This window comes from Pseudomonas sp. McL0111, assembly GCF_052567255.1.
In genome coordinates this window covers 1,150,713-1,173,859 of sequence record NZ_CP199585.1, presented here as the reverse complement: position 1 = coordinate 1,173,859, position 23,147 = coordinate 1,150,713, and the positions used below count along the sequence as shown (strand labels likewise).

Annotated in this window: 23 protein-coding genes; 12 read left to right on the top strand and 11 right to left on the bottom strand. The window is 58.6% G+C overall.

The genetic code is table 11. From position 1 onward, the window contains the following. Positions 1-199 precede the first annotated feature (199 nt). The 7 genes from ACTWLJ_RS05300 to ACTWLJ_RS05270 all read left to right on the top strand — a co-directional run bounded on the left by ACTWLJ_RS05300 (position 200) and on the right by ACTWLJ_RS05270 (position 6,019). A complete protein-coding gene (locus ACTWLJ_RS05300; RefSeq protein ID WP_445180118.1) occupies positions 200-1,864 on the top strand; it encodes an OFA family MFS transporter in 1,665 nt (554 codons plus the stop codon). A gap of 273 nt (positions 1,865-2,137) precedes the next feature. Then, complete coding sequence (hisB, locus tag ACTWLJ_RS05295) at positions 2,138-2,731, top strand: imidazoleglycerol-phosphate dehydratase HisB (protein ID WP_003218037.1); 594 nt, start codon at positions 2,138-2,140, stop codon at positions 2,729-2,731. Next, the gene (gene hisH, locus ACTWLJ_RS05290; RefSeq protein ID WP_401219866.1) at positions 2,731-3,369 is read left to right on the top strand and encodes an imidazole glycerol phosphate synthase subunit HisH; all 639 of its coding nucleotides are present in this window, start codon (positions 2,731-2,733) and stop codon (positions 3,367-3,369) included. The genes hisB and hisH overlap by 1 nt, the downstream gene beginning before the upstream one ends. Further along, positions 3,370-3,630, top strand: coding sequence for a DUF2164 domain-containing protein (locus ACTWLJ_RS05285; RefSeq protein ID WP_401219864.1), 261 nt, complete (start codon positions 3,370-3,372; stop codon positions 3,628-3,630). 42 nt (positions 3,631-3,672) lie between these two features. Further along, positions 3,673-4,410: a 1-(5-phosphoribosyl)-5-[(5-phosphoribosylamino)methylideneamino]imidazole-4-carboxamide isomerase gene (hisA, locus tag ACTWLJ_RS05280; protein ID WP_014336098.1), complete on the top strand. Its 738-nt coding sequence runs from the start codon at positions 3,673-3,675 to the stop codon at positions 4,408-4,410. 9 nt (positions 4,411-4,419) lie between these two features. Then, positions 4,420-5,190 (top strand): imidazole glycerol phosphate synthase subunit HisF, encoded by a 771-nt coding sequence (gene hisF / locus ACTWLJ_RS05275; protein WP_007897430.1) that lies wholly within the window; start codon positions 4,420-4,422, stop codon positions 5,188-5,190. A gap of 73 nt (positions 5,191-5,263) precedes the next feature. Then, positions 5,264-6,019: a substrate-binding periplasmic protein gene (locus ACTWLJ_RS05270; RefSeq protein WP_445180117.1), complete on the top strand. Its 756-nt coding sequence runs from the start codon at positions 5,264-5,266 to the stop codon at positions 6,017-6,019. Here ACTWLJ_RS05270 and ACTWLJ_RS05265 read toward each other — a convergent pair. The 5 genes from ACTWLJ_RS05265 to gpmI form a co-directional block, all read right to left on the bottom strand. Beyond that, positions 6,000-7,472: a trypsin-like peptidase domain-containing protein gene (locus tag ACTWLJ_RS05265; protein WP_445180116.1), complete on the bottom strand. Its 1,473-nt coding sequence runs from the start codon at positions 7,470-7,472 to the stop codon at positions 6,000-6,002. The genes ACTWLJ_RS05270 and ACTWLJ_RS05265 overlap by 20 nt on opposite strands. A 137-nt stretch (positions 7,473-7,609) precedes the next feature. After that, positions 7,610-8,386 carry a divergent polysaccharide deacetylase family protein gene (locus ACTWLJ_RS05260; RefSeq protein WP_445180115.1) on the bottom strand — a complete coding sequence of 259 codons (777 nt, stop codon included), beginning with the start codon at positions 8,384-8,386 and terminating at the stop codon, positions 7,610-7,612. 2 nt (positions 8,387-8,388) lie between these two features. Further along, a complete protein-coding gene (locus ACTWLJ_RS05255) occupies positions 8,389-9,708 on the bottom strand; it encodes a S41 family peptidase (RefSeq protein ID WP_401220369.1) in 1,320 nt (439 codons plus the stop codon). A gap of 34 nt (positions 9,709-9,742) precedes the next feature. Beyond that, positions 9,743-11,029: a murein hydrolase activator EnvC family protein gene (locus tag ACTWLJ_RS05250; protein ID WP_445180114.1), complete on the bottom strand. Its 1,287-nt coding sequence runs from the start codon at positions 11,027-11,029 to the stop codon at positions 9,743-9,745. A gap of 253 nt (positions 11,030-11,282) precedes the next feature. Continuing rightward, positions 11,283-12,812 carry a 2,3-bisphosphoglycerate-independent phosphoglycerate mutase gene (gpmI, locus tag ACTWLJ_RS05245; protein WP_445180113.1) on the bottom strand — a complete coding sequence of 510 codons (1,530 nt, stop codon included), beginning with the start codon at positions 12,810-12,812 and terminating at the stop codon, positions 11,283-11,285. A gap of 153 nt (positions 12,813-12,965) precedes the next feature. On the opposite strand from gpmI, the gene ACTWLJ_RS05240 reads away from it, so the two are divergent. The 3 genes from ACTWLJ_RS05240 to secB are packed head-to-tail and all read left to right on the top strand — an operon-like array spanning position 12,966 to position 14,178. Continuing rightward, the gene (locus ACTWLJ_RS05240) at positions 12,966-13,379 is read left to right on the top strand and encodes a rhodanese-like domain-containing protein (protein ID WP_445180112.1); all 414 of its coding nucleotides are present in this window, start codon (positions 12,966-12,968) and stop codon (positions 13,377-13,379) included. A 1-nt stretch (position 13,380) separates the two neighbouring features. Further along, positions 13,381-13,635, top strand: a complete 255-nt coding sequence (grxC, locus tag ACTWLJ_RS05235; RefSeq protein ID WP_445180111.1) for a glutaredoxin 3 — start codon at positions 13,381-13,383, stop codon at positions 13,633-13,635. Between the two features lie 57 nt (positions 13,636-13,692). Then, positions 13,693-14,178, top strand: a complete 486-nt coding sequence (gene secB / locus ACTWLJ_RS05230) for a protein-export chaperone SecB (RefSeq protein ID WP_008080562.1) — start codon at positions 13,693-13,695, stop codon at positions 14,176-14,178. A 121-nt stretch (positions 14,179-14,299) separates the two neighbouring features. On the opposite strand, the gene ACTWLJ_RS05225 is transcribed toward secB, so the two are convergent. Further along, complete coding sequence (locus tag ACTWLJ_RS05225; protein ID WP_064117042.1) at positions 14,300-14,755, bottom strand: tRNA (cytidine(34)-2'-O)-methyltransferase; 456 nt, start codon at positions 14,753-14,755, stop codon at positions 14,300-14,302. Between ACTWLJ_RS05225 and ACTWLJ_RS05220 the strand changes: the two genes are divergently transcribed. Beyond that, a complete protein-coding gene (locus ACTWLJ_RS05220) occupies positions 14,754-15,194 on the top strand; it encodes a hypothetical protein (protein ID WP_445180110.1) in 441 nt (146 codons plus the stop codon). The genes ACTWLJ_RS05225 and ACTWLJ_RS05220 overlap by 2 nt on opposite strands. A gap of 519 nt (positions 15,195-15,713) precedes the next feature. Here ACTWLJ_RS05220 and ntrC read toward each other — a convergent pair. From ntrC to glnA, 5 genes are all read right to left on the bottom strand, one after another. Beyond that, positions 15,714-17,150, bottom strand: a complete 1,437-nt coding sequence (gene ntrC, locus ACTWLJ_RS05215; RefSeq protein ID WP_007909238.1) for a nitrogen regulation protein NR(I) — start codon at positions 17,148-17,150, stop codon at positions 15,714-15,716. Then, positions 17,147-18,232, bottom strand: coding sequence for a nitrogen regulation protein NR(II) (gene glnL / locus ACTWLJ_RS05210; RefSeq protein WP_401220381.1), 1,086 nt, complete (start codon positions 18,230-18,232; stop codon positions 17,147-17,149). Before glnL ends, ntrC begins: the two co-directional genes overlap by 4 nt. 231 nt (positions 18,233-18,463) lie before the next feature. Beyond that, positions 18,464-19,090, bottom strand: coding sequence for a DUF4124 domain-containing protein (locus tag ACTWLJ_RS05205; protein ID WP_445180109.1), 627 nt, complete (start codon positions 19,088-19,090; stop codon positions 18,464-18,466). Next, positions 19,087-19,596 (bottom strand): DUF4124 domain-containing protein, encoded by a 510-nt coding sequence (locus tag ACTWLJ_RS05200; protein ID WP_445180108.1) that lies wholly within the window; start codon positions 19,594-19,596, stop codon positions 19,087-19,089. The genes ACTWLJ_RS05205 and ACTWLJ_RS05200 overlap by 4 nt, the downstream gene beginning before the upstream one ends. A gap of 287 nt (positions 19,597-19,883) precedes the next feature. Further along, positions 19,884-21,290: a type I glutamate--ammonia ligase gene (gene glnA / locus ACTWLJ_RS05195; RefSeq protein ID WP_401220392.1), complete on the bottom strand. Its 1,407-nt coding sequence runs from the start codon at positions 21,288-21,290 to the stop codon at positions 19,884-19,886. A gap of 330 nt (positions 21,291-21,620) precedes the next feature. On the opposite strand from glnA, the gene thiI reads away from it, so the two are divergent. Next, positions 21,621-23,075: a tRNA uracil 4-sulfurtransferase ThiI gene (thiI, locus tag ACTWLJ_RS05190; protein ID WP_445180107.1), complete on the top strand. Its 1,455-nt coding sequence runs from the start codon at positions 21,621-21,623 to the stop codon at positions 23,073-23,075. Positions 23,076-23,147 lie beyond the last annotated feature (72 nt).

Sequence of the window (23,147 nt, the reverse complement as noted above, 5' to 3'; positions counted from 1 at the left end):
ATCAGATGACATGAAAAAGGTGATGTCAGTTTGGTTTTTCTGTCACCTGCAAATGGTAACCTTCGCCCGTTCGTCCGTCCTTCTGCGACTTAACGTCGCGCCTTCAAGGAGCTTCACCCACAAAAACGGTCATGCCTGCGTGCATAAGGCCGAGGGTGAATAGTGGCTGGCGAACCATACTAATAATGGGGGATACACAATGAGCACGAGCATCACGGCGGACGGCCTCAAAGCCGACCAGCCCGCGTTCCTGTCCAAGGAACGCATCATCGCCAAGCCCGGTTTCAACCGCTGGCTGGTACCACCGGCCGCATTGGCCATCCACTTGTGCATCGGCATGGCCTACGGTTTCTCGGTGTTCTGGTTGCCGTTGTCCAAGGCGCTGGGCGTCACCTCACCGGTGGCTTGCGCGCCGGACATGAGCTTCATCGCACAGGTCTTCTCCTCGCAATGTGACTGGCCGATCTCGATGCTCGGCTGGATCTACACCCTGTTCTTCATCTTCCTCGGCTGCTCGGCAGCGATCTGGGGCGGCTGGCTGGAACACGCAGGCCCGCGCAAGGCCGGTGTGGTTTCCGCACTGTGCTGGTGTGGCGGTCTGCTGATCTCGGCGCTGGGTATCTATACCCACCAGATCTGGCTGATGTGGATCGGCTCGGGCGTGATCGGCGGTATCGGTCTGGGCCTGGGCTACATTTCGCCGGTCTCGACCCTGATCAAGTGGTTCCCGGACAAGCGCGGCATGGCCACCGGTATGGCGATCATGGGCTTCGGTGGCGGCGCGATGGTCGGTGCACCACTCGCTGCAGCGCTGATGGGCCACTTCGCTTCGCCGACCAGCGTCGGCGTGTGGCAGAGCTTCCTGGTGATGGCCGCGATCTACTTCGTGTTCATGATCGGCGGCGCACTGTCGTACCGCGTTCCGCCAACCGGCTGGAAGCCTGAAGGCTGGACCGCTCCGGCGAAAAAAGCGTCGAACTCGATGATCACCCACCGTCACGTCCATGTGAACGTGGCGTGGAAAACCCCGCAATTCCGTCTGGTGTGGCTGGTGCTGTGCCTGAACGTGTCGGCCGGTATCGGCATCCTCGGCATGGCCTCGCCACTGTTGCAGGAAGTATTCGGCGGCAAATTGATCGGTGTGGATCTGCCATTCGGTCAACTGGACGCCGGACAACTGGCTTCGATTGCCGCAATTGCTGCCGGTTTCACGGGTCTGCTGAGCCTGTTCAACATCGGTGGCCGGTTCTTCTGGGCATCGTTCTCGGACTACCTGGGCCGCAAAAACACTTACTTCGTGTTCTTTGCGCTGGGTTTTGCCTTGTACGCGCTGATCCCGAACCTCGGGCATCTGGGTAACGTTGCGCTGTTCGTGGCGGCGTTCTGCATCATCCTGTCGATGTACGGCGGCGGTTTTGCCACCGTTCCGGCCTATCTGGCCGACCTGTTCGGTACGCAAATGGTCGGCGCGATCCACGGTCGTCTTCTGACGGCGTGGGCGGCGGCGGGCGTGCTGGGTCCGGTGTTGGTGAACTACCTGCGTGAATATCAGTTGAGCATCGGCGTTGAACGCGCTGCCGCTTACGACATCACCCTGTACATCCTCGCCGGTCTGCTGGTGCTGGGCTTCCTGTGCAACATGCTGGTGCGTCCGGTGGCCGACAAGTACTTCATGACTGACGCTGAACTGGCTGCCGAACAGGCGCTGGGCCACGACAAGGGTGCTGACGCGAGCACCGTTCTGGAGTGGAAAGCCGCGCCGGGCAGCAAGCCGCTGGCAATCGCTGCATGGCTGGTGGTGGGCATTCCGTTGGCGTGGGGCGTTTGGGTAACCCTGCAGAAAACGGCGGTACTGTTTCACTAAGGTGTTAGCTGCATAAACACCGAACCTGTGGGAGCGAGCTTGCTCGCGAAGGGGTCATATCAGCCGACATCAATGTTGACTGATCCACCGCTTTCGCGAGCAAGCTCGCTCCCACATTTGTTTTTGATGTGTCCGAAATGGCTTGTATGGACATGTCTACCCGCGACAGCCGGGGGTTCTATCCGTCAGCCATATCACGTCTCGTGTTTCTGTTTCCCGCCCGCGCCCCTATAATGGCTGCCTTTTTCGCCCAATGATTTTGCGGAGCTGGTGATGGCCGAACGTAAGGCGTCAGTCGAGCGCGATACTCTGGAAACCCAGATTAAAGCCTCGATCAATCTTGATGGCACCGGAAAGGCCCGATTCGATATCGGTGTTCCTTTTCTTGAGCACATGCTGGACCAGATCGCCCGTCACGGGCTGATCGACCTGGATATTGTCAGCAAGGGCGACCTGCATATCGACGACCACCATACCGTGGAAGACGTCGGTATCACCCTCGGCCAGGCCTTTGCCAAAGCCATCGGCGACAAGAAAGGCATCCGTCGCTACGGCCACGCCTACGTGCCGCTCGATGAAGCGCTGTCGCGCGTGGTGATCGACTTCTCCGGTCGTCCGGGCCTGCAAATGCACGTGCCTTACACCCGTGCCACCGTTGGCGGCTTCGACGTTGACCTGTTCCAGGAATTCTTTCAGGGCTTCGTCAACCACGCACTCGTCAGCCTGCATATCGACAACCTGCGCGGCACCAACACCCACCACCAGATCGAAACCGTGTTCAAGGCTTTCGGCCGCGCACTGCGCATGGCTGTTGAGCTCGATGACCGCATGGCCGGTCAGATGCCATCGACCAAAGGCGTTCTGTAATGCAGACGGTTGCGGTAATCGATTACGGCATGGGCAACCTGCACTCGGTGGCCAAGGCCCTCGAGCACGTCGGTGCCGGCAAAGTGCTGATCACCAGCGATGCCGCGGTGATCCGCGAAGCCGACCGGGTGGTTTTCCCCGGCGTTGGCGCGATTCGCGACTGCATGGCTGAAATCCGTCGCCTGGGTTTCGACTCGCTGGTGCGTGAAGTCAGCCAGGATCGGCCGTTCCTCGGTATCTGCGTTGGCATGCAAGCCTTGCTCGACAGCAGTGAAGAGAACGACGGCGTCGACTGCATCGGCCTGTTCCCGGGCGCGGTGAAGTTCTTCGGCAAAGACCTGCATGAAGACGGCGAACACTTGAAGGTCCCGCATATGGGCTGGAACGAAGTGAAGCAGTCGGTGGATCACCCGCTGTGGCACAACATTCCGGACCTGGCGCGTTTCTACTTCGTGCACAGCTACTACATCGCCGCCGGTAATCCACGGCAGGTGGTGGGCGGCGGTCATTACGGTGTCGATTTCGCTGCTGCGCTGGCTGAAGGCTCGCGTTTCGCCGTGCAGTTCCACCCGGAGAAGAGCCATACCCATGGCCTGCAATTGCTGCAGAACTTCGCCGCGTGGGACGGTCGCTGGTAAATGGCCGCCAAGAAGACCAAGCCGCCGATTCTGACCCTTACTCCCGAGCAGGAGAGCGAGGCCAATCGCAAGATTCAGCGGTTCATGGAAGATCGCTTTGAACTGGACCTGGGTTCGTTCGAAGCGGCGGAAATTCTTGAGCTGTTTACCCGTGAAATTGCTCCGCACTATTACAACAGGGCGATTTTCGATGCGCAGACCCACCTCAAAGAGCGGTTTGAAAGCATCGAAAGCGACCTGTGGGCGCTCGAGAAACACTGATTTCCGAGCCAAGCTGAACATTCAAATTTGAAGGTTTGCCAGATGCTGATTATTCCCGCTATCGATCTTAAAGACGGTGCCTGCGTACGTCTGCGCCAAGGCCGCATGGAAGATTCCACGGTGTTCTCCGATGACCCGGTGAGCATGGCTGCCAAGTGGGTGGAGGGCGGTTGCCGTCGTCTGCATCTGGTCGATCTGAACGGCGCGTTCGAAGGCCAGCCAGTCAACGGCGAAGTCGTCACCGCGATTGCCAAGCGTTATCCGAACCTGCCGATCCAGATCGGCGGCGGCATCCGTTCGCTGGAAACCATCGAGCACTACGTCAAGGCTGGCGTGAGCTACGTGATCATCGGCACCAAAGCGGTGAAAGATCCGGCCTTCGTTGCTGAAGCCTGCCGCGCCTTCCCGGGCAAAATCATCGTTGGCCTGGATGCCAAGGACGGTTTCGTCGCCACCGACGGCTGGGCTGAAATCAGCACCGTGCAGGTCATCGACCTGGCCAAACAGTTTGAAGCAGACGGCGTGTCTTCGATCGTTTATACCGACATCGCCAAAGACGGCATGATGCAGGGCTGCAACGTGCCATTCACCGCTGCGCTGGCCGCTGCAACGAAGATCCCGGTGATCGCTTCCGGCGGCATCCATAACCTCGGTGACATCAAGTCGCTGCTCGATGCCAAGGCACCGGGCATCATCGGCGCCATCACTGGCCGGGCGATCTACGAAGGCACCCTCGACGTCGCCGAAGCGCAAGCTTTCTGCGATTCGTACAAAGGCTGAGGACTGACCATGGCGCTGGCCAAACGCATCATCCCTTGCCTGGACGTGGATAACGGCCGGGTCGTCAAAGGTGTGAAGTTCGAAAACATCCGCGATGCCGGCGACCCGGTGGAAATCGCCCGTCGCTATGACGAGCAGGGTGCCGACGAGATTACCTTTCTCGACATCACCGCCAGTGTCGATGGCCGCGACACCACGTTGCATACCGTTGAACGCATGGCCAGCCAGGTATTCATCCCGCTGACCGTGGGCGGTGGCGTGCGCACCGTGCAGGACATTCGCAACCTGCTGAATGCGGGTGCGGACAAGGTTTCGATCAACACCGCAGCTGTATTCAACCCGGAATTCGTCGGCGAAGCAGCGCAGCATTTCGGCTCGCAATGCATCGTCGTCGCCATCGACGCGAAGAAGGTTTCCGGCCCGGGCGAAACCCCGCGCTGGGAAATCTTCACCCACGGCGGGCGCAAGCCGACCGGTCTCGACGCAGTCGAGTGGGCGAAGAAGATGGAAGGCCTGGGTGCCGGTGAAATCCTCCTGACCAGCATGGATCAGGACGGCATGAAAAACGGCTTTGACCTCGGCGTGACCCGCGCCATCAGCGATGCGCTGGGCATTCCGGTGATCGCCTCCGGCGGTGTCGGCAACTTGCAGCATCTGGCTGACGGCATCCTCGAAGGTCACGCCAGTGCAGTGTTGGCGGCGAGTATTTTCCACTTCGGCGAATACACCGTGCAGGAAGCCAAGGCGTATATGGCTCATCGCGGAATCGTAATGCGTTAAACCGTACAGGCCAGTGGACAGCATGGCGTACCCAAGGCACTCTTGGGCACGCCATGGATTTCGGTAGCCCGACATGATCAAACGCCTGCTTCTTGTTCTCGCCAGTGCCTCTGTGTTGTTGCTCAACACCGCTCGAGCCGAAAACAGTCCCGACACCGATCTGGTGCTCCTCACCGAAAACTTCCCGCCATACAACATGGCGAAAGACGGCAAGAACTTCGCCAAAGACGAGAATATCGACGGCATCGCTGCCGACATCGTGCGCGAAATGTTCAAGCGTGCCGGGCTCACCTATAGCCTGACGCTGCGTTTCCCGTGGGAACGAGTCTACAAACAGGCGCTGGAAAATCCAGGTTACGGTGCGTTCGTGATGGCGCGCCTGCCGGATCGCGAAAAACTCTTCAAATGGGTCGGCCCGATTGGCCCGGATGACTGGATCATGTTGGCCAGGGCCGATAGCAAGATCACCCTCGAAACACTCAACGATGCGCGCAAGTACAAGATCGGTGCCTACAAGGGTGACGCGATTGCCGAGACGCTGAACAAGCAAGGCTTGAAACCAGTCGTGGTGCTGCGTGATCAGGACAACGCGAAGAAACTGGTCAGTGGCCAGATCGATCTTTGGGCCACCGGCGATCCTGCCGGCCGTTATCTGGCGCGACAGGACGGCGTGACCGGGCTCAAGACGGTGCTGCGTTTCAACAGCGCCGAGCTTTACCTGGCGCTGAACAAGGATGTACCTGAGGAAATCGTCACCAAACTGCAAGCTGCGCTGGATCAGATGCGCAAGGACGGTGTGGTAGACGAGATCATGGCGCGCTACCTGTGATGTCGCTCCACCCCATGATGTATTCGCGTACGGGCGAAGCTTGGTTATTTGTGTCGTAGGCGATACTGCAGACTTTCATGGGGAAATTGCTTTCCCGTCGTATCATGTTCGAATTTACAGTCGCATAGCCTTGAGGGATATTGCAGTCGATTGTTTCCGGATTACCGTGCTTTCTTTGATAATAGGCGATGCCATCGATCTTTCTCTCTGGCCATTCGATTGACACCCGGTTGTACTCTCTCATGTAGAAGAAAGTTACGTCGGCCATGGGTGTCGGGCCTGCGGGATGAAGATAAGCTGGAATGGTAACGGAGTTTTTATAAGTGCCCGCAGGCAGTAATTTATCCGTGCTGTCTGTTGTGACAATACAAAGATTGTTGATTCCTGGCGTGGGCCCGATCTCTACATTTAGGTAAGAACTATTGGCTTCTAATGAATGACTATAGTTGTGCGGATTTTCGCACTCGACAGGGTCTTTGACTTTTTTGTAGCGATAGTACCGAGTGCTGGCATTGATGGGGAAACTCCAACTCGGAAATACCGAAACCCCGTCTTTTCCAGTCGATATTTTTGCATATTCATTTATATCTGACGGAAGTGACAGAGAGGCGCTGGGGAAAAGTTGGCAGCTGTCAGGGTTTGTATTGATTTTTCCGTTGATAAAGCAGTCGTCGATCAGTGCAGTCGGGCTACCGTAGTTACTCTTTTCTACATAGTCATAGCCCGGCAGTCGTGTCACGTCCATGGCTCGTGTACCCAGTACGGCGTACACCTCGTTGGTGGATCTAACGAGAACGGGACTGCCGGAACTGCCTCCGCTGATGCCGGCGCATTGATTTCGGACGCTGTGGCGCCATACCCAGGGCTTTTCAAACAGGGCGGCGGATGCATGCTGGACGCACGCTGCAGCCCTCAGTGGTGTCGTACTGGCGGCGTTGACTATCAGAATGTCAGTGTTTTCGGGTGGCGCCATGCTGGCCAGTTTCAGCGGGGTGATCCTGGAATCCTTGAGTTCTCCCTGTGTTGTGTTCAATTCGAGGATGGCAATGTCAACACCTTGAATACTGCTCCAGATAACTTTCTTCAGCGGGAAAGATTGGTAAGCGTCTTCGGTATCAATAAAGTAGTTGAAGGTAATAGCGCCTTCGATTGGTTTATCTACCTCAATAATGCCGTTTTTCTTGCTTACACAGTGCGCGCTGGTCAATGCATAAACAGGGTCGGCATCACTCTGGCTTTTTGTATCGATTATAAAAGCGGTGCAATAGCCAGGCAGAGGGCCGGAAAAGCGGCCGATACCGCGCCAGTAGTCGAATTTTCCATCTTTGTTTTTTAAGTAGCCTGGCTCGGCAAAATTTTCGGCACCATCACCATAATCAAGAGGTGTAGCATTTGTAAGTGTTGATGTGAAGGCAAGCGCAACTAACGTTAATGCAGGTGGTGATTTAATCATGGCCAGTCCCTGGTCGTGTGAGCTTCGAATGCTCAAGAGCGGGCTAGACTAAATCAGTTTTTGTTTTTCGAAAGGGTTGAAGTTGTTATTGGTTATGACTTGAAGAGAGTTATCGCAATTGAAGGGGGCTGAAGAGGTTATCGATAAATACCGTTTTTGCCATGTGCGGAGGTCGCGCGATTGCTGCGCAAACTGATCATCTGCTTGATATCAATCCACTCAATTCCCTGAGCTTTCAGTTTCGGTAACTCTCGCTCCAGCACCGCCAGCGTCTGCGGGTATGGGTGTCCGATCATCACTGCCGAACCTTGCTTGCGCGCCAGGTTGATCGCCGTCTGCAACTGCGTATAAATCGCTGCCTCGGTGCGCTCGTCATCAAGAAATACATCCCTTGAGACACTCGCCAGATCAATTTTCTGCGCTTGCTGCGCGGCGACGGTTTGCGCGCTGGTGCGGCTGTCGACGAAGAACTTGTGGCGGCGCTGCAACTCGCCCATTAACCACGCCATGGCCACCGGTTGCGCTGTCATGCGACTGCCCATGTGGTTATTGATGCCAGCGGTATAGGGGACCATTTTGAAGGCTGCGTCGAGGCGCTTTTCGAGTTCTTCCAGCGGCAGTTCAGGGTGCCAGGCATAGGGGCCGGTGGCGGGGTCCATCGGCATGTGCAGGATCACGATCTTGCCGGCGCGATGGGCTTCGCGGGCGAATTCGGTGGCGTGCGGGGTGTCGGGCATGATCGCCGTGGTCACCGGGCCGGGGAGGGCCAGCACGCGACGATCCCGGGGCAGGTTTTGCCCCAGGTCATCGATGATCAGCGTCAGGTAAGCCTTGTGAGGCGTGGAGGTGGCGGGTTCTGCATGAGCAGCACCCGCCAGACAGCACAGTAGAACGAAGACGAAACGCAAAGACATCCTCAACGGCCGGACGTGATGCTCAGGCCTTTGAGCAGGCTCAGGGCCTGGGCCAGTTGGTAGTCGTCATCCTGCGGCATTGCCTTGGCCTTGGCGCCGGAGCCGGTCGGTTTGTCCGCGCCGCCATTGCCGTTGCCGAGGTGACCTTGCAGGTCGGCTTCCTTGAAGTAGTCGCCGTCCGCCTCGTTGGTGATCTTGGCCTTGCGTACTTCGATGTCCGGGACGATGCCCTGAGCCTGGATCGAGCGACCGTTAGGCGTGAAGTACAGCGCGGTGGTGATTTTCAGTGCGCGGTCGTTGTTCAGTGGCAGCACGGTTTGTACCGAGCCTTTGCCGAAACTGGTGGTGCCCATGACCACGGCGCGTTTCAGATCCTGCAAGGCACCGGCAACGATTTCCGACGCCGAGGCGCTGCCACCGTTGATCAGCACGACCATTGGCACGGCTTCGCTTTCGTCCTTGCCGGTGGCGGAGAAGCGCAGTTCGGAGTTGGCGATCCGGCCCTTGGTGTAAACGATCAGACCTTTGGTGACGAAGTGGTCGACCACTTCAACAGCTGCCTGCAACACGCCGCCCGGGTTGTTACGCAGGTCGAGAATGATGCCGTTGAGCTTCTTGCCGTTGTCCTTGCGCATCTTGGCCAGGGCCTTGGAGACCTCTTCGCCGGTCTTGACCTGGAACTGAGTGATGCGGATGTAGCCGTAGCCCGATTCCAGCAGCTGCGACTTGACGCTCTTCACCTGAATCACGGCGCGAGCCAGGGTCACGTCGAACGGCGTGCCGCCATCGCGAACCAGGGTCAGGGTGATTTTCTGGCCGATCTTGCCGCGCATCTTGTCCACGGCTTCGGTCATGGTCTGGCCGCGAGTCGGCTGGCCATTGATCTTGACGATGAAGTCGCCGGCCTGAATGCCAGCCTTCGATGCCGGGGTGTCGTCGATTGGCGACACGACTTTGATGAAGCCGTCTTCGGAGCCGACTTCAATGCCCAGACCGCCGAACTCGCCGCTGGTGCTTTCCTGCAACTCGGTGAAGTCTTCAGGGCCCAGGTAGGCGGAGTGCGGATCGAGGTTGCTGAGCATGCCCTTGATCGCGTTCTCCAGCAGGGTCTTGTCGTCGACCGGTTCGACATAGGCGGCTTTGATCCGGTCCATGACCTCGGCAAAGGTGCGCAACTCTTCCAAAGGCAACGGGGCCTTGGAGGTCGCAGCAGTGCCTGCCGGAGCGACGGCCGGGGCCGGTTGAGCGGCGAACGCCAGAGGCGCGCCGATCACCAGGGCGATCGTCAGGGCCAGCGAGGTAAGACGGGACAAATGCAGCATGTCGAACGAACTCCTAATGTAGGTGACTCAACGCCTATCCTTGCGCGTGGCACCATTGCGCCGGATCACTCGGGTGACCCTGCTGACGAATTGCGAAATACAGCGCTGGTGTGTCCTGACCGCCACTGTTGCCGACAGTGGAGATCGACTCACCGGCTTTTACCACGTCACCGGCCGACTTGAGCAGCGTCTGGTTGTGACCATAAAGACTCAGAAAACCGTTGCCGTGGTCGAGAATCACCAGCAGCCCGGCACCGCGCAACCAGTCGGCGAACACCACACGACCACCGTGCACGGCATGCACCTGGCTGCCGGCGGAGGCGCTGATCATCACGCCGTCCCACTTGGTGCGGGTGTCGTCGCCACGGGTTTCGCCGAAGCGTGCCAGCAATCGACCATCAACCGGCCATGGAAGTTTTCCCCGGGTTGCAGCAAAAGGGCCGCCGAAGGTCTCGCCACTGCTGGAAACCAGCGCGCCAGGTGTGGACTTGACCGGTTTACGTGGGGCGTCGCTGTTTTCAGCCTGCGCCTCACGCAAACGCTTTTTTTCGGCTTCCTGCTGGGCGATCAGCGCTTTCTGTCGCGCTTCTTCTGCCTCACGGGCCTGGCGGGCCAGGGTTTCTTCAATGGTTTTAAGGACTTTAGACAGGTCTGCCTGATCCTGCTCGCGGGCTGCCAGTTTCTGGTCGCGGGCCTTCACGTCGTCGCTGAGCTTGGCGAGGACTTGCTGGCGTTCCTTGCGGACCTTGTCGAGTTCGTCGCGCTGGCTGTCGAGGCTGCTTTTCTGCACCAGCAATTGCGCTTGCTGCATGGAGATGTCTTTTTCGACATTGGCCAGTTGGCGCAGGGTTTCGTTGAAGTTCTTCAACTGCTCCAGGCGGGCCTGGCTCAGGTAATCGTAATAGGTGAGGGTGCGGGCGAACTTCTCGGGATTCTGCTGATTGAGCAGCAGTTTGAGGTATTCCTGACGGCCATTCTGATAGGCCGCACGGGCCTGGATGGCGATCAGTCGCTGCTGTTCAGTGCGCGCGCTCTGGAGTTTTTTTTTCTCTCCATCGAGTCGCTGCAGCTCGGATTCGCTTTTCTTCAGCTCTTTTTGCAGGGCATCGACCTGCTTCTCGAGCTTGCCCATCTCGGTTTCGGTGCCTTTGAGCTCTTTCTGCACGCCGGATTTTTCTTCCTGGAGCTTGCCCAGCAGCTTTTTCAGCTCGGCAATGTCCTGACGCGTGGCGTCCAACTGCTGTTGGGTTTGCGCGCGCTCGTCAGCGAAGGCCGGTTGGAGCAGGCAAGTCAGAGCGAGGGCAATCAGGACGCGGAGCATAGAGGCGGGCGGCACCAGGGTAATGGACGGCCTAGTATGCCCGCCCGAGGCTGCAAAAAAAACGCCCAATTGGGGCTGTGTGATAACTGGCCAGAGATACAGCCGAAATTAATCTTTGAAACCACCATAAACCAATGTGGGAGCTGGCTTGCCAGCGATGGCGTCTGCACATTCAACATAGTCGTTGGCTGTCAGATTGCTATCGCTGGCAAGCCAGCTCCCACAGGTTTTTGCAGTACTTCAGTGATCCGGATTACACCAGAATCGAGGTGCCGGTCATTTCTGCAGGCTTTTCCAGGCCCAGCAGTTTCAGCATGGTCGGTGCCACGTCGGCCAGCACGCCGCCTTCACGCACCTTGAGGTCACGCTTGCCGACGTAAATGAACGGCACCGGCTCGGTGGTGTGCGCGGTGTGCGCCTGGTGGGTTTCTTCGTCGGACATTTTCTCGCAGTTGCCGTGGTCGGCAGTGATCAGCGCTTCACCGCCGACCTTTTCCAGCGCCTCGACGATGCGGCCGACGCAGGCATCCAGGCATTCCACGGCTTTTACCGCCGCATCAAACACGCCGCTGTGGCCGACCATGTCGCCGTTGGCGTAGTTGACCACGATCACGTCGTAACGCTGGTTTTCGATAGCCTCGACGATGCGGTCGGTGACTTCCGGAGCGCTCATTTCCGGCTGCAAGTCGTACGTGGCGACTTTCGGCGACGGGATCAGGATGCGTTCTTCGCCCGGGAACGGTTCTTCGCGACCGCCGGAGAAGAAGAAGGTCACGTGCGCGTACTTCTCGGTTTCGGCGATACGCAGCTGGGTTTTGCCGTTTTTCGCCAGGTAATCACCGAGCACGTTTTCCAGGCTGCCGGCGGCGAAGGCCGATGGCGCAGGAATGCTTGCGGCGTATTGGGTGAGCATCACGAAACCGGCCAGTTTCGGCTGGCGCGCGCGTTCGAACTCCTTGAAACCGTCCTCAACGAATACCCGGGTCAGCTCACGGGCGCGGTCGGCGCGGAAGTTCATGAAGATCACCGCATCGCCATCTTCGACCTTGACCGGCTCGCCGATTGTGGTGGCTTTGACGAATTCGTCGCTTTCGCCACGAGCGTAAGCAGCTTCCAGACCTTCCTGAGCGGTGGCGGCGTTGAATTCGCTTTTGCCATCAACGATCAGGTTGTAGGCCTGGGAGACGCGATCCCAGCGGTTGTCGCGATCCATCGCGAAGTAACGGCCAACGATGCTGGCGATACGGCCCTTGCCGAGTGCCTGGAAAGTCGTGTCGAGCAGTTCGATGAACGATGCAGCGCTTTTCGGTGGCGTGTCGCGACCATCGAGGAAGGCGTGCAGATAGATTTTTTCAGCGCCGCGCTTGAAGGCCAGTTCGGCCATTGCGACCAGGTGATCCTGGTGGCTGTGTACACCGCCATCCGACAGCAGGCCCATGAAATGCACGGCCTTGCCGGCGGCCACGGCTTTATCCACAGCGGCGCAGATGGTCGGGTTCTCGAAGAACTCGCCATCGCGGATCGATTTGGTCACGCGGGTGAAGTCCTGATACACCACGCGGCCGGCCCCGAGGTTCATGTGGCCGACTTCGGAGTTGCCCATTTGACCGTCGGGCAGGCCGACGTCCATGCCGCTGCCGGAGATCAGGCCGTTCGGCACGGTGGCCCACAGGCGATCAAGTACAGGCTTCTTCGCCGCATACACGGCGTTGGATTCGTGGCTCTCGCTGTGACCGAAGCCGTCGAGAATCATCAGGACCAAAGGTTTAGGCGTAGTAGTCATGGAATCCACTCGTGGCTGAGTTAAAAGAGGGCGATGGAAAAGTGAGTGGCAGTTTAAAGCGAAGTTCCGACCGCGTCACCGCCGGACGGGGTTTGGCCCACCATAGTGGCTGTGTATACTGGCCGACATTTTAACGCCCTGGAACCTCCTTCGATGGTTGCTCACCTGATTGAATTTGCCACTAACCACTACATTCTTGTCGGTATCTTCGTCGTACTGCTGGCTCTGCTGCTTGCGCATACCATGCAGGGCGGCGGTAAAAGCCTGAGCACCGGCGAATTGACCGCACTGGTCAACAAGGACGCAGGCGTGGTGGTCGACATCCGTACCGCCAAGGATTACGCCGCCGGCCATATCGTTGGCGCGATCAACATTCCCCAGGACAAACTGGCTGCGCGCATCGGCGAGCTGGAAAAGCACAAGGCCAAGACCATCATTCTGGTCGACGCCCTGGGCCAGACCTCCGGCACCCATGCCCGCGAGCTGATGAAATCCGGCTTCACCGCCGCCAAGCTGTCCGGCGGGATCTCCAGCTGGAAAGGCGACAACCTGCCGCTGGTGAAGTGATATGAGCAAAGTCATCGTCTACTCCAGCGATTACTGCCCTTATTGCTCACGAGCCAAGTACCTGCTCGAGAACAAAGGCGTGGCCTTCAAAGAGATCAAGGTCGATGGCAAGCCGCAGGTGCGCGCCGAGATGGCCCAGAAAGCCGGACGCACGTCCGTGCCGCAGATCTGGATCGGCAGCAAGCACATTGGCGGTTGTGACGATTTGTATGCCCTGGAGCGCGCGGGCAAGCTCGACGCGCTGCTCAAGGCCTGAACGGCTGCACCCACGTACAGCAATCCCTAAAAGACCCAAGATCAGAAAGGATCTGAGATGACTGACCAACAGAACACTGCAGCCAGCGAAGAAGAAACCGCACCGCAATTCTCCTTGCAGCGCATCTACGTTCGCGATTTGTCCTTCGAAGCCCCGAAAAGCCCGGCGATCTTTCGCCAGCAGTGGGACCCGACCGTCGGTCTGGATCTGAACACTCGTCAAAAAGAACTGGAAGGCGATTTCTATGAAGTCGTGTTGACCCTGTCCGTGACCGTGAAAAACGGTGACGAAGTAGCCTTCATCGCTGAAGTGCAACAGGCCGGTATCTTCCTGATCAAGAACCTGGATGCGGCTTCGATGAGCCACACTCTGGGTGCGTTCTGCCCGAACATCCTGTTCCCGTACGCTCGCGAAACCCTGGACAGCCTGGTTACCCGTGGCTCGTTCCCGGCGCTGATGCTGGCTCCGGTGAACTTTGACGCCCTGTACGCGCAAGAACTGCAGCGCATGCAGGAAAGCGGCGAGACCCCGACCGTTCAGTAATCGGTTTGGTAACACCCATGTGGGAGCGAGCCTGCTCGCGATAGCGGTCTGTCAGACACATCAATGTTGACTGACACTCCGTAATCGCGAGCAGGCTCGCTCCCACATTTGTTTTGCGGTGTTATTTGAAATCGTTCTGGCGCCAGGCTTCGTACACCGCCACCGCTACTGTGTTGGACAGGTTCAGGCTGCGGCAGCCTTCTCGCATTGGCAGGCGCAGGCGCTGATCGGCTGGCAGGGCGTCCAGCACTTCAGGCGGCAGGCCTCGGCTTTCCGGGCCGAAGATGAACGCATCACCCGGGACGAACGCGGCATCATGAAACGGTCGCGAACCCTTGGTGGTGAACGCGAACAGCCGTGGATTGCCGAGGCTTTCCAGGCAACTGGCAAGGTCAGCGTGGCGTTGCAGCGTGGCGTATTCGTGGTAGTCGAGGCCGGCGCGGCGCAAGCGCTTGTCGTCCATCTCGAAGCCCAGCGGTTCGATCAAATGCAGGTGGCAGCCGCTGTTGGCGCACAGCCTGATAACGTTGCCGGTATTCGGCGGAATTTCTGGTTGAAAAAGGATGACGTGAAACATGCACGGCTCCGAAGGTAAAGATGAGCGGCATTCTACGCCGCCCGTGGACAACCGTTCGAAACTATTCCCGCGAGTGATCGGATCGCTGGTGATTGTCGGGCTGATGATCGGCTTGATGATCGGTCGCCTGACCACACCGGACCCCAGCGTATTGCAGCAGGTCGAGACGATTGATGGCGGTCTGGTGGTGTGGTTCAACAACGAACCCAAGCTGCACGGCGAAATCGTCGATGGCGCGCTGGCGCTGTTGTTCCAGGCCGAAGGCAAAGCGCAGAAAGGCCAGTTGAAGCTCAACGGCAAGGACGTCAATTGGCGTACGCGAGTGAGTGATGGGGGCTTGTTGCTGACGGTGCTGGCGGCGCGGCCGCTGCAGGGTGACTGGGCCGGCAGCGAAGTCGATGACCGCTGGCGGCTGGAGATCCATCTCCGGGAGCAATAAAAGCGGGAATCCCCGGCCTGCCTGTACCAAGGTTCCCAAAAGCGTGGGCTGATGCGTTCGCATCAGCCCTGTGTAAAGAAGGAACCCCTGACCTGCCTGTATCAAGGGCCCCAAAACGGGTTGGGCTCGTCGCTTGTGCGGTGTGAGCCCGGGTGTAAAGAGGGGAATCCCCGGCCTGCCTGTACCAAGGTCCCCGAAACGGGTAGTGAACCGAATCACCTGTAAGGGTTATTGCAGGGGGCGTGCCAGTTTTAGCATTTGGAAACAGAAAACCCGCTCAGAAACACGAAAGCCCCGTAATTCGGGGCTTTCGTGTATTTGCAGCTTTGGATTTTCAGTCTGGATTGAATGTTTTTTGAGCAGGCTGACATGCCCGATCACGGGTCATCGTGCATTGATGCGGTGCACGCAGGCCCTGAAAGCTTCGCGAGCAGGCTCACTCCTACAGTTGGAATGCGTTTCTCTGTGGGAGCGAGCCTGCTCGCGATTGGATGTAACGGTCAGCGAAAAACTCAGGGCTTAGCCCTCATCCCCCTCATCATCATCCCCGCCATCGACCTTCATCCCCAGTTCCTTGATCTTGCGCGTCAGGGTATTACGCCCCCAGCCGAGCAACACCGCCGCATCACGACGACGACCTGCCGTGTGCTTCAGGGCGGTCTCGATCATGATCCGCTCGAACGCCGGCACCGCGCTGTCGAGCAGGCTGGATTGGCCGCGAGCCAGCGCTTGATCGGCCCACTGACGCAGCGCTTGCTCCCAGTTGGTCACTGGCGCTGAATCCTGTGGCAGGTTCAACAGCTCCGGCGGCAGGTCGCTGATGTGCACTTCGCGCCCGGACGCCATCACCGTGATCCAGCGGCACGTATTCTCCAGCTGACGCACGTTGCCGCCCCACGGCAGATTCTTCAGATATTCCTCGGTCTCGCTTTTCAGCAGCTTCGGCTCGACCGCGAGTTCTTGCGCGGCGCGGCTGAGGAAGTGCTTGGCCAGCGTCGGGATGTCTTCGCGACGGTCCGACAGGCGCGGAATGTGGATGCGGATCACGTTGAGGCGGTGGAACAAGTCCTCACGGAACTTACCGGCGTGGACCAGGGTTTCCAGATTCTGGTGAGTCGCGGCAATGATCCGCACATCGACCTTGACCGGTACATGCCCGCCGACGCGGTAGAACTCGCCGTCAGCCAATACGCGCAGCAAACGGGTTTGCGTATCGGCCGGCATGTCGCCGATTTCGTCGAGGAACAGCGTGCCGCCGTCAGCCTGTTCGAAACGCCCGCGCCGCAGGTTGGCCGCGCCGGTGAACGCGCCTTTCTCGTGGCCGAACAGCTCGGATTCCATCAGGTCTTTCGGGATCGCCGCCATGTTCAGCGCAATGAACGGCGAGGCCGCACGCGGGCTATGGCGGTGCAGGGCGTGGGCTACCAGTTCTTTACCGGTGCCGGATTCGCCGTTGATCAACACGGTGATGTTGGAATGGCTCAAGCGGCCGATGGCGCGAAACACTTCCTGCATCGCCGGCGCTTCGCCGATGATTTCCGGGGTGCGGGTCAGCGCCGGAACCACTTCCAGACCTTGCTGTTCTTGCGCGTGCTGATTGGCACGTTTGACCAGCGAAACCGCTTCATCAACGTCGAACGGTTTCGGCAGGTACTCGAAGGCGCCGCCCTGATAAGAGGCGACAGCGCTGTCCAGATCGGAATGAGCGGTCATGATGATGACCGGCAACCGTGGGTGCTGCTCGCGAATCCGCGCCAGCAGATCCAGACCGCTGGCACCGGGCATGCGAATGTCGGAAATGATCACGTCCGGCTGCTGACGCGCCAGACGACTCATCACGCCATCGGCGCTGTCGAAGCTCTGGGTGGTCATGCCTTCCTGCTGCAGGGCCTTTTCCAGAACCCAACGGATAGAACGGTCGTCATCGACGATCCACACGGTTTCACTACGGCTCATGTCGATGTGGCTCCTTGTTCCAGTGGCAGAAAGATCGAGAACGTCGTGTGGCCGGGATGGCTGTCACACTCGATCAGGCCCTGGTGCTGGCTGATGATGTTCTGGGTAATGGCCAGACCGAGCCCGGTACCGTCCGGGCGACCGCTGACCATGGGAAAGAAAATGGTTTCCTGGAGTTCCGCCGGGATGCCCGGGCCGTTGTCGATGATCTCGATCTTGGTCACCAGACGATGGCGGACGTGGCCGATGGTGAACTGGCGCATGGCGCGGGTGCGCAGGCTGATGCGGCCCAGACGCAGCTCGTTCTGGCTGCTGATGGCCTGCATCGCATTGCGCACAATGTTCAGCACGGCTTGAATCATTTGTTCGCGGTCGATCAGGACGTCGGGAATGCTCGGGTCGTAATCGCGCACCAGCGTGATGCAGCCCTGGCTTTCGGCTTCGACCAGATGACTGACGCGCTCCAGCACTTCGTGCACGTTGCACATGGCCAGCGACGGCAGTTTGTTCGAACCAAGCATGCGGTCGACCAGATTGCGCAGGCGGTCGGCTTCTTCAATGATCACGTTGGTGTAGTCGCGCAGGCTTTCTTCTGGCAGCTCGCGGGCCAGCAATTGCGCGGCGCCACGGATGCCGCCCAGCGGGTTCTTGATTTCGTGGGCGAGACCGCGCACCAGCATCTTGCTGGTTTCCTGCTTGGACAGCTGCGCCTCTTCCTTGGTGATCCGCAGCAAGCGGTCACGCGGGTGGACTTCCAGCAGCAATAGGGTCGCGCCATTGCTGAGGATCGGCGTGACCGCGTAATCCACAGTCAGGGTCTGGCCGGTGAGGGCGGTGAGCATCGCTTCGCGCTTGGTGAACGGGTGCGCCTGCTCCACGGCCTGGCGCAAAGAGTTGAGCGCTTCGGTCGATTCAGTGAACAGCTCGCTGATGAACTGTCCATGGCTGCGCTGACCGCTGATGGCCAGGAGCATCTCTGCCGCCGGATTCATGTACTCAAGGCGCAATTCGGCATCGAGCAGGATGGTGGCGGTGGTCAAGTTGTCGAGCAGCAAACGGGGAATTGCGTCGCTAATGGTCATCAGAGCCTCTTTTGGGGGCGGAGCGTGCGCAAGTAACAAGCGTCGATAAGCGGAAAATGCAAAAACCAAACCAAGGCTCCGAAAAGAAGCGTTCGACGCCTGAAACAGGCGTTTGACGCTCATTTGCGTGGCGTGTGGCCAGCGCTTGCGGGTACTTTCGAACCAAAATGGGTTGAAATGTGGGTACGGTGCAGCCTGTTGCACCAATATAGTGCGCAAAGCTGAACGGCGTTAGAAGAAACGCAGGAAGGGGTTTTTGGTTTCGGCGGGTTTGTCTTTCAGCGGACATTCGGGGCGTACGCCGTAGTCCTCGGTCACGCAGGGTTTGACCTGACGTTTCTGTGCCAGCGAGATGCGCAGCATGTGGAACGGCTGGTTGGCGGTGCGCTCGACGGTGCGGCCCTCGGCATCGAGGATTTCCGCCGAGAGATTGTGGCTGCCACGGTCGACGTTGCTCAGCGGAAACACCGGGCTGACACCAGGATCGCCGGTCGGTTGACCATCCAGCAACAGGCGATAGCGATGACCGGGTTGCAGGCCGGGCTCACTGGTGATGCTGACGATCAGCTCGCCGGCACTGCTGCGGATCGTTGCATCGGGTTCGGGCACCAGAACACGCAGCATGTCGTAGTGGAACAGTGGCAGCTCCTCGGATTTGCTCGCCGTCCGGATGGGGGCCGCTGCAGTCGGATTGGCCGGCATGCGGTTGCTGGTCGCCAGCGGCACGCTCTTGGCGTTGCCGGAGCGCGGCTGGTCAGTGAAGACCCGGTTGCCCTGCGCATCGACGTAAGTGAAAACCTCGGCTGACGCACTGAGCGCTATCAGGAACAGGCAGGCGGTAAGCAGCCAGCGAGTCATGGCTTGTGCACCCGCTGCACGGTAAACACCACTGCCGGGCTCTGCTGGATGATCGCCTCGCCATTGAGCACCTGTACGGCGAGTCGATGCTCACCGCGATCAACATTCACCAGTTGCAGGATCGGCACGTTGCTTGGCTGGCCGTAAGGCTGATCATCGAGCACCAGCCGTAATTGATGAGGTGGTTGCAGGCGCGGCTTGATCTGCACGTTGACGGTGAAGGTGCCGTTGTTGGCGCGCAGCGCTTCTTCGGTCGGCAGGCCGCCGAGTTCGAGGACTTCGTAAACATTGCGGGGCGGCTGGCTGCTGTCCGTATTGGGCTTCGGCGTGCTCGGTGCTTGCGGCTCAACGCTGTTGAGCGGCGGTAAATCCACGGTTTGCGCCTGCACCCCACCGGGTGAATGATCGCTGTAGACCGTGTTGCCGTTGGCATCGGTGTACTTGTAGATCTGCGCGGCGGCGGGGAGGGCGATCACCAGCAACAGGAAAAGAAAACCACGACCCATGAAATCGACCGATAAACGATGAGATTGGATTGCAGCATAGGTCAGGGGTAGCGGTAAGCCCAACCCTGCACACATCCAGAGATCATTCAGGCACCAAAATTCCCCTGTGGGAGCGAGCTTGCTCGCGAAGGCGTCGTGTCAGTCGCCATCTCTTTCAATGACCTGGCGCATTCGTGAGCAAGCTCACTCCCACCTGAGTTCTTCATTGGCCATGAAATTCAGGCAATAAAAAAGGCCTCCCGAAGGAGGCCTCTTTTTGTCACGCCGCGTAACGCGGCGCTACCGGATCAGCAGCTGTAGTACAGCTCATATTCCAGTGGGTGTACGAAGGTGCGGACTTTGATTTCTTCTTCGGATTTCAGCGCGATGTAAGCGTCGATGAAGTCGTCGGAGAACACGCCGCCCTTGGTCAGGAACGCACGGCCCTTGTCCAGCTCTTCCAGGGCTTCTTTCAGGCTGCCGCAAACTTGTGGGATCTCTTTCGCCTCTTCAGGCGGCAGGTCGTACAGGTTTTTGTCAGCTGCGTCGCCAGGGTGGATCTTGTTCTGGATACCGTCCAGGCCGGCCATCAGCAGTGCTGCGAAAGCCAGGTACGGGTTGGCAGCCGGGTCCGGGAAGCGTGCTTCGATACGGCGGGCTTTAGGGCTCGACACGTAAGGAATACGGATCGAAGCGGAACGGTTACGAGCCGAGTAGGCCAGCATTACCGGAGCTTCGAAGCCTGGTACCAGACGCTTGTAGGAGTTGGTAGCCGGGTTGGTGAAGCCGTTCAGGGCCTTACCGTGCTTGATGATGCCGCCGATGAAGTACAGAGCGGTGTCGGACAGGCCGGCATAGCCTTCGCCAGCGAAGGTGTTCTTGCCGTCTTTCCAGATCGACATGTGTACGTGCATGCCCGAACCGTTGTCGCCGTACAGTGGCTTCGGCATGAAGGTCGCGGTGCGGCCGTATGCGTCAGCAACGTTGTGTACAACGTACTTCAGGGTCTGGGTTTCGTCGGCTTTCTTCACCAGGGTGTTGAACTTGACGCCGATTTCGTTCTGGCCGGCAGTCGCCACTTCGTGGTGGTGAACTTCAACGGTCAGGCCCATTTCTTCCAGCGCGTTGCACATGGAGGTACGGATTTCGTGGTCGTGGTCGAACGGTGGAACCGGGAAGTAGCCGCCTTTGACGCCTGGACGGTGGCCCTTGTTACCGCCTTCGATGTCCTGGTCGGACATCCACGAAGCTTGCTCGGAGTAGATCTTGAACATCGAGCCGGAGATGTCCGACTTGAATTTCACCGAGTCAAAGATGAAGAACTCTGGCTCTGGACCGGCGAACACGGTGTCACCGATACCGGTGGCTTTCAGGTGTTCTTCGGCACGCTTGGCGATTGCACGCGGGTCGCGGTCGTAGCCTTGCATGCTCGACGGTTCGATGATGTCGCACACCAGAATCAGCGTGGTGTCTTCGGTGAACGGGTCGAGAACGGCAGTGTCATCGTCCGGCAGCAGGATCATGTCGGAGGCTTCGATGCCTTTCCAGCCAGCGATGGAGGAACCGTCGAACATTTTGCCGACTTCGAAAAAGTCGTCATCCAGCGCATCGCGAGCCGGCATGGTCACGTGGTGCTGAGTGCCTTTGGTGTCCGTGAAGCGCAGATCAATCCACTTGACGTCATGATCTTTGATGAGTTGAACCGACTTCGACATAGTGTCCTCCGGGTGGCTTCGGGCTTAGTAGTGGATGCCCTTAGAATGTGGGTGATGCCGGCGCGAATACTCTGCCAAGGCAACCTGCCTCACAAGGGAGCAAATTGCATGCCAGTGCCCCAGCATGGGTTTTTTGCCCCAAATTCACGCTTATAAAGCTGTAAAGCGCATTAATGGTGAAAATATCGCCCTCTAATGTAGCGTCTTAATCGAAAAATGACCTGTTTTGGTGCGCGCAAAACCTTCTGCATATTAACTGGTTAAACCTTGAGCAATTTCCGCTATAATCCGCGCCCCCCTTTTTCGGCTGGCCCTGCGCGCGCTGTTTTCATGAAACTAATCGTAAAAGTCTTCCCCGAGATCACCATCAAGAGTCGACCTGTCCGGACGAAATTCATCCGCCAGTTGGCCAAGAACATCCGCACCGTGCTCCGCGATCTGGACCCGGCGGTGGTGGTTAACGGTGTCTGGGACAATCTCGAGCTGGAAACCCGCGTTACCGACCTCAAAGCCTTGAAAGAGATGGGTGAGCGCCTGACTTGCATGCCAGGCGTCGCGCACTATTTGCAGATCGACGAGTACCCGCTGGGCGACTTCGACGACATCACCGAGAAGTGCAAAGAGCACTACGGCGATGCACTGGCCGGGAAGATTTTCTCGGTGCGCTGCAAGCGTGCGGGCAAGCACCCGTTCAGCTCGATGGACGTCGAAAAATACGTCGGCAGCAAACTGCGTCGTGAATGCGGTGCTGCCGGAATCGACCTGAAAAAGCCGGAAATCGGAGTTCGCATCGAAGTTCGCGACAAACGGTTGTTTGTGATCCACAGCCAGCACGAAGGCATCGGCGGTTACCCGCTCGGCGCACTGGAGCAGACGCTGGTATTGATGTCCGGCGGCTTTGACTCAACCGTTGCGGCCTACCAGATCATGCGACGCGGTTTGATGGCGCACTTTTGCTTCTTCAATCTTGGCGGGCGTGCCCACGAATTGGGCGTGATGGAAGTCGCGCACTTCATCTGGAAGAAGTACGGCAGCTCCCAGCGCGTGCTATTTGTCAGTGTGCCGTTTGAAGAAGTTTTGGGCGAAATTCTCGGCAAAGTCGATAACAGTCATATGGGCGTCGTGTTGAAGCGTATGATGTTGCGCGCGTCGTCGAGCATTGCCGACCGCCTGCAGATTGATGCGCTGGTTACCGGCGAGGCGATCTCCCAGGTTTCGAGCCAGACGCTGCCGAACCTGTCAGTGATCGACTGTGTGACCGACAAACTGGTCCTGCGACCGCTGATCGTCGCGCACAAGCAAGATATCATCGACACGGCCAACGAGATCGGCACTGCCGATTTCGCCCGGCATATGCCGGAATACTGCGGCGTTATCTCGGTCAATCCGAAGACTGCCGCCAAACGTGGCCGCGTTGAGCATGAAGAAAAAGAATTCGACATGGCGGTGCTCGAGCGTGCGCTCGCAAACGCCAAACTGGTTCCGATCGATCGGGTGATCGACGAGTTGGGCCAGGATTTGCAGATTGAAGAAGTCGGCGAAGCGCTGGCCGGTCAGATCGTTATCGACATCCGTCACCCGGATGCCGCCGAGGATGACCCGCTGGAACTCGACGGCGTAGAAATACAGACGATGCCGTTCTACGCAGTGAACGCTCGTTTCAAGGAACTGGACCCTACACGCCAGTACCTGCTGTATTGCGACAAAGGCGTCATGAGTCGCCTGCATGCCCACCATTTGCTCAGTGAGGGGCATGCCAATGTGCGCGTTTATCGACCGAGCTAAGTGCCCGGGGCTGTTTGCCTGTGGCTTGCGTCACCGGCCCCCCGACGCCGCCGTCAAGCTGTAACGGCTTTG

Bases quoted from the DNA above. Each gene is read 5' to 3' on its own strand.
- ACTWLJ_RS05300 (WP_445180118.1), top strand. From the start codon at position 200: ATGAGCACGAGCATCACGGCGGACGGCCTCAAAGCCGACCAGCCCGCG.
- hisB (WP_003218037.1), top strand. From the start codon at position 2,138: ATGGCCGAACGTAAGGCGTCAGTCGAGCGCGATACTCTGGAAACCCAG.
- hisH (WP_401219866.1), top strand. From the start codon at position 2,731: ATGCAGACGGTTGCGGTAATCGATTACGGCATGGGCAACCTGCACTCG.
- ACTWLJ_RS05285 (WP_401219864.1), top strand. From the start codon at position 3,370: ATGGCCGCCAAGAAGACCAAGCCGCCGATTCTGACCCTTACTCCCGAG.
- hisA (WP_014336098.1), top strand. From the start codon at position 3,673: ATGCTGATTATTCCCGCTATCGATCTTAAAGACGGTGCCTGCGTACGT.
- hisF (WP_007897430.1), top strand. From the start codon at position 4,420: ATGGCGCTGGCCAAACGCATCATCCCTTGCCTGGACGTGGATAACGGC.
- ACTWLJ_RS05270 (WP_445180117.1), top strand. From the start codon at position 5,264: ATGATCAAACGCCTGCTTCTTGTTCTCGCCAGTGCCTCTGTGTTGTTG.
- ACTWLJ_RS05265 (WP_445180116.1), bottom strand. From the start codon at position 7,472: ATGATTAAATCACCACCTGCATTAACGTTAGTTGCGCTTGCCTTCACA.
- ACTWLJ_RS05260 (WP_445180115.1), bottom strand. From the start codon at position 8,386: ATGTCTTTGCGTTTCGTCTTCGTTCTACTGTGCTGTCTGGCGGGTGCT.
- ACTWLJ_RS05255 (WP_401220369.1), bottom strand. From the start codon at position 9,708: ATGCTGCATTTGTCCCGTCTTACCTCGCTGGCCCTGACGATCGCCCTG.
- ACTWLJ_RS05250 (WP_445180114.1), bottom strand. From the start codon at position 11,029: ATGCTCCGCGTCCTGATTGCCCTCGCTCTGACTTGCCTGCTCCAACCG.
- gpmI (WP_445180113.1), bottom strand. From the start codon at position 12,812: ATGACTACTACGCCTAAACCTTTGGTCCTGATGATTCTCGACGGCTTC.
- ACTWLJ_RS05240 (WP_445180112.1), top strand. From the start codon at position 12,966: ATGGTTGCTCACCTGATTGAATTTGCCACTAACCACTACATTCTTGTC.
- grxC (WP_445180111.1), top strand. From the start codon at position 13,381: ATGAGCAAAGTCATCGTCTACTCCAGCGATTACTGCCCTTATTGCTCA.
- secB (WP_008080562.1), top strand. From the start codon at position 13,693: ATGACTGACCAACAGAACACTGCAGCCAGCGAAGAAGAAACCGCACCG.
- ACTWLJ_RS05220 (WP_445180110.1), top strand. From the start codon at position 14,754: ATGCACGGCTCCGAAGGTAAAGATGAGCGGCATTCTACGCCGCCCGTG.
- ACTWLJ_RS05225 (WP_064117042.1), bottom strand. From the start codon at position 14,755: ATGTTTCACGTCATCCTTTTTCAACCAGAAATTCCGCCGAATACCGGC.
- ntrC (WP_007909238.1), bottom strand. From the start codon at position 17,150: ATGAGCCGTAGTGAAACCGTGTGGATCGTCGATGACGACCGTTCTATC.
- glnL (WP_401220381.1), bottom strand. From the start codon at position 18,232: ATGACCATTAGCGACGCAATTCCCCGTTTGCTGCTCGACAACTTGACC.
- ACTWLJ_RS05205 (WP_445180109.1), bottom strand. From the start codon at position 19,090: ATGACTCGCTGGCTGCTTACCGCCTGCCTGTTCCTGATAGCGCTCAGT.
- ACTWLJ_RS05200 (WP_445180108.1), bottom strand. From the start codon at position 19,596: ATGGGTCGTGGTTTTCTTTTCCTGTTGCTGGTGATCGCCCTCCCCGCC.
- glnA (WP_401220392.1), bottom strand. From the start codon at position 21,290: ATGTCGAAGTCGGTTCAACTCATCAAAGATCATGACGTCAAGTGGATT.
- thiI (WP_445180107.1), top strand. From the start codon at position 21,621: ATGAAACTAATCGTAAAAGTCTTCCCCGAGATCACCATCAAGAGTCGA.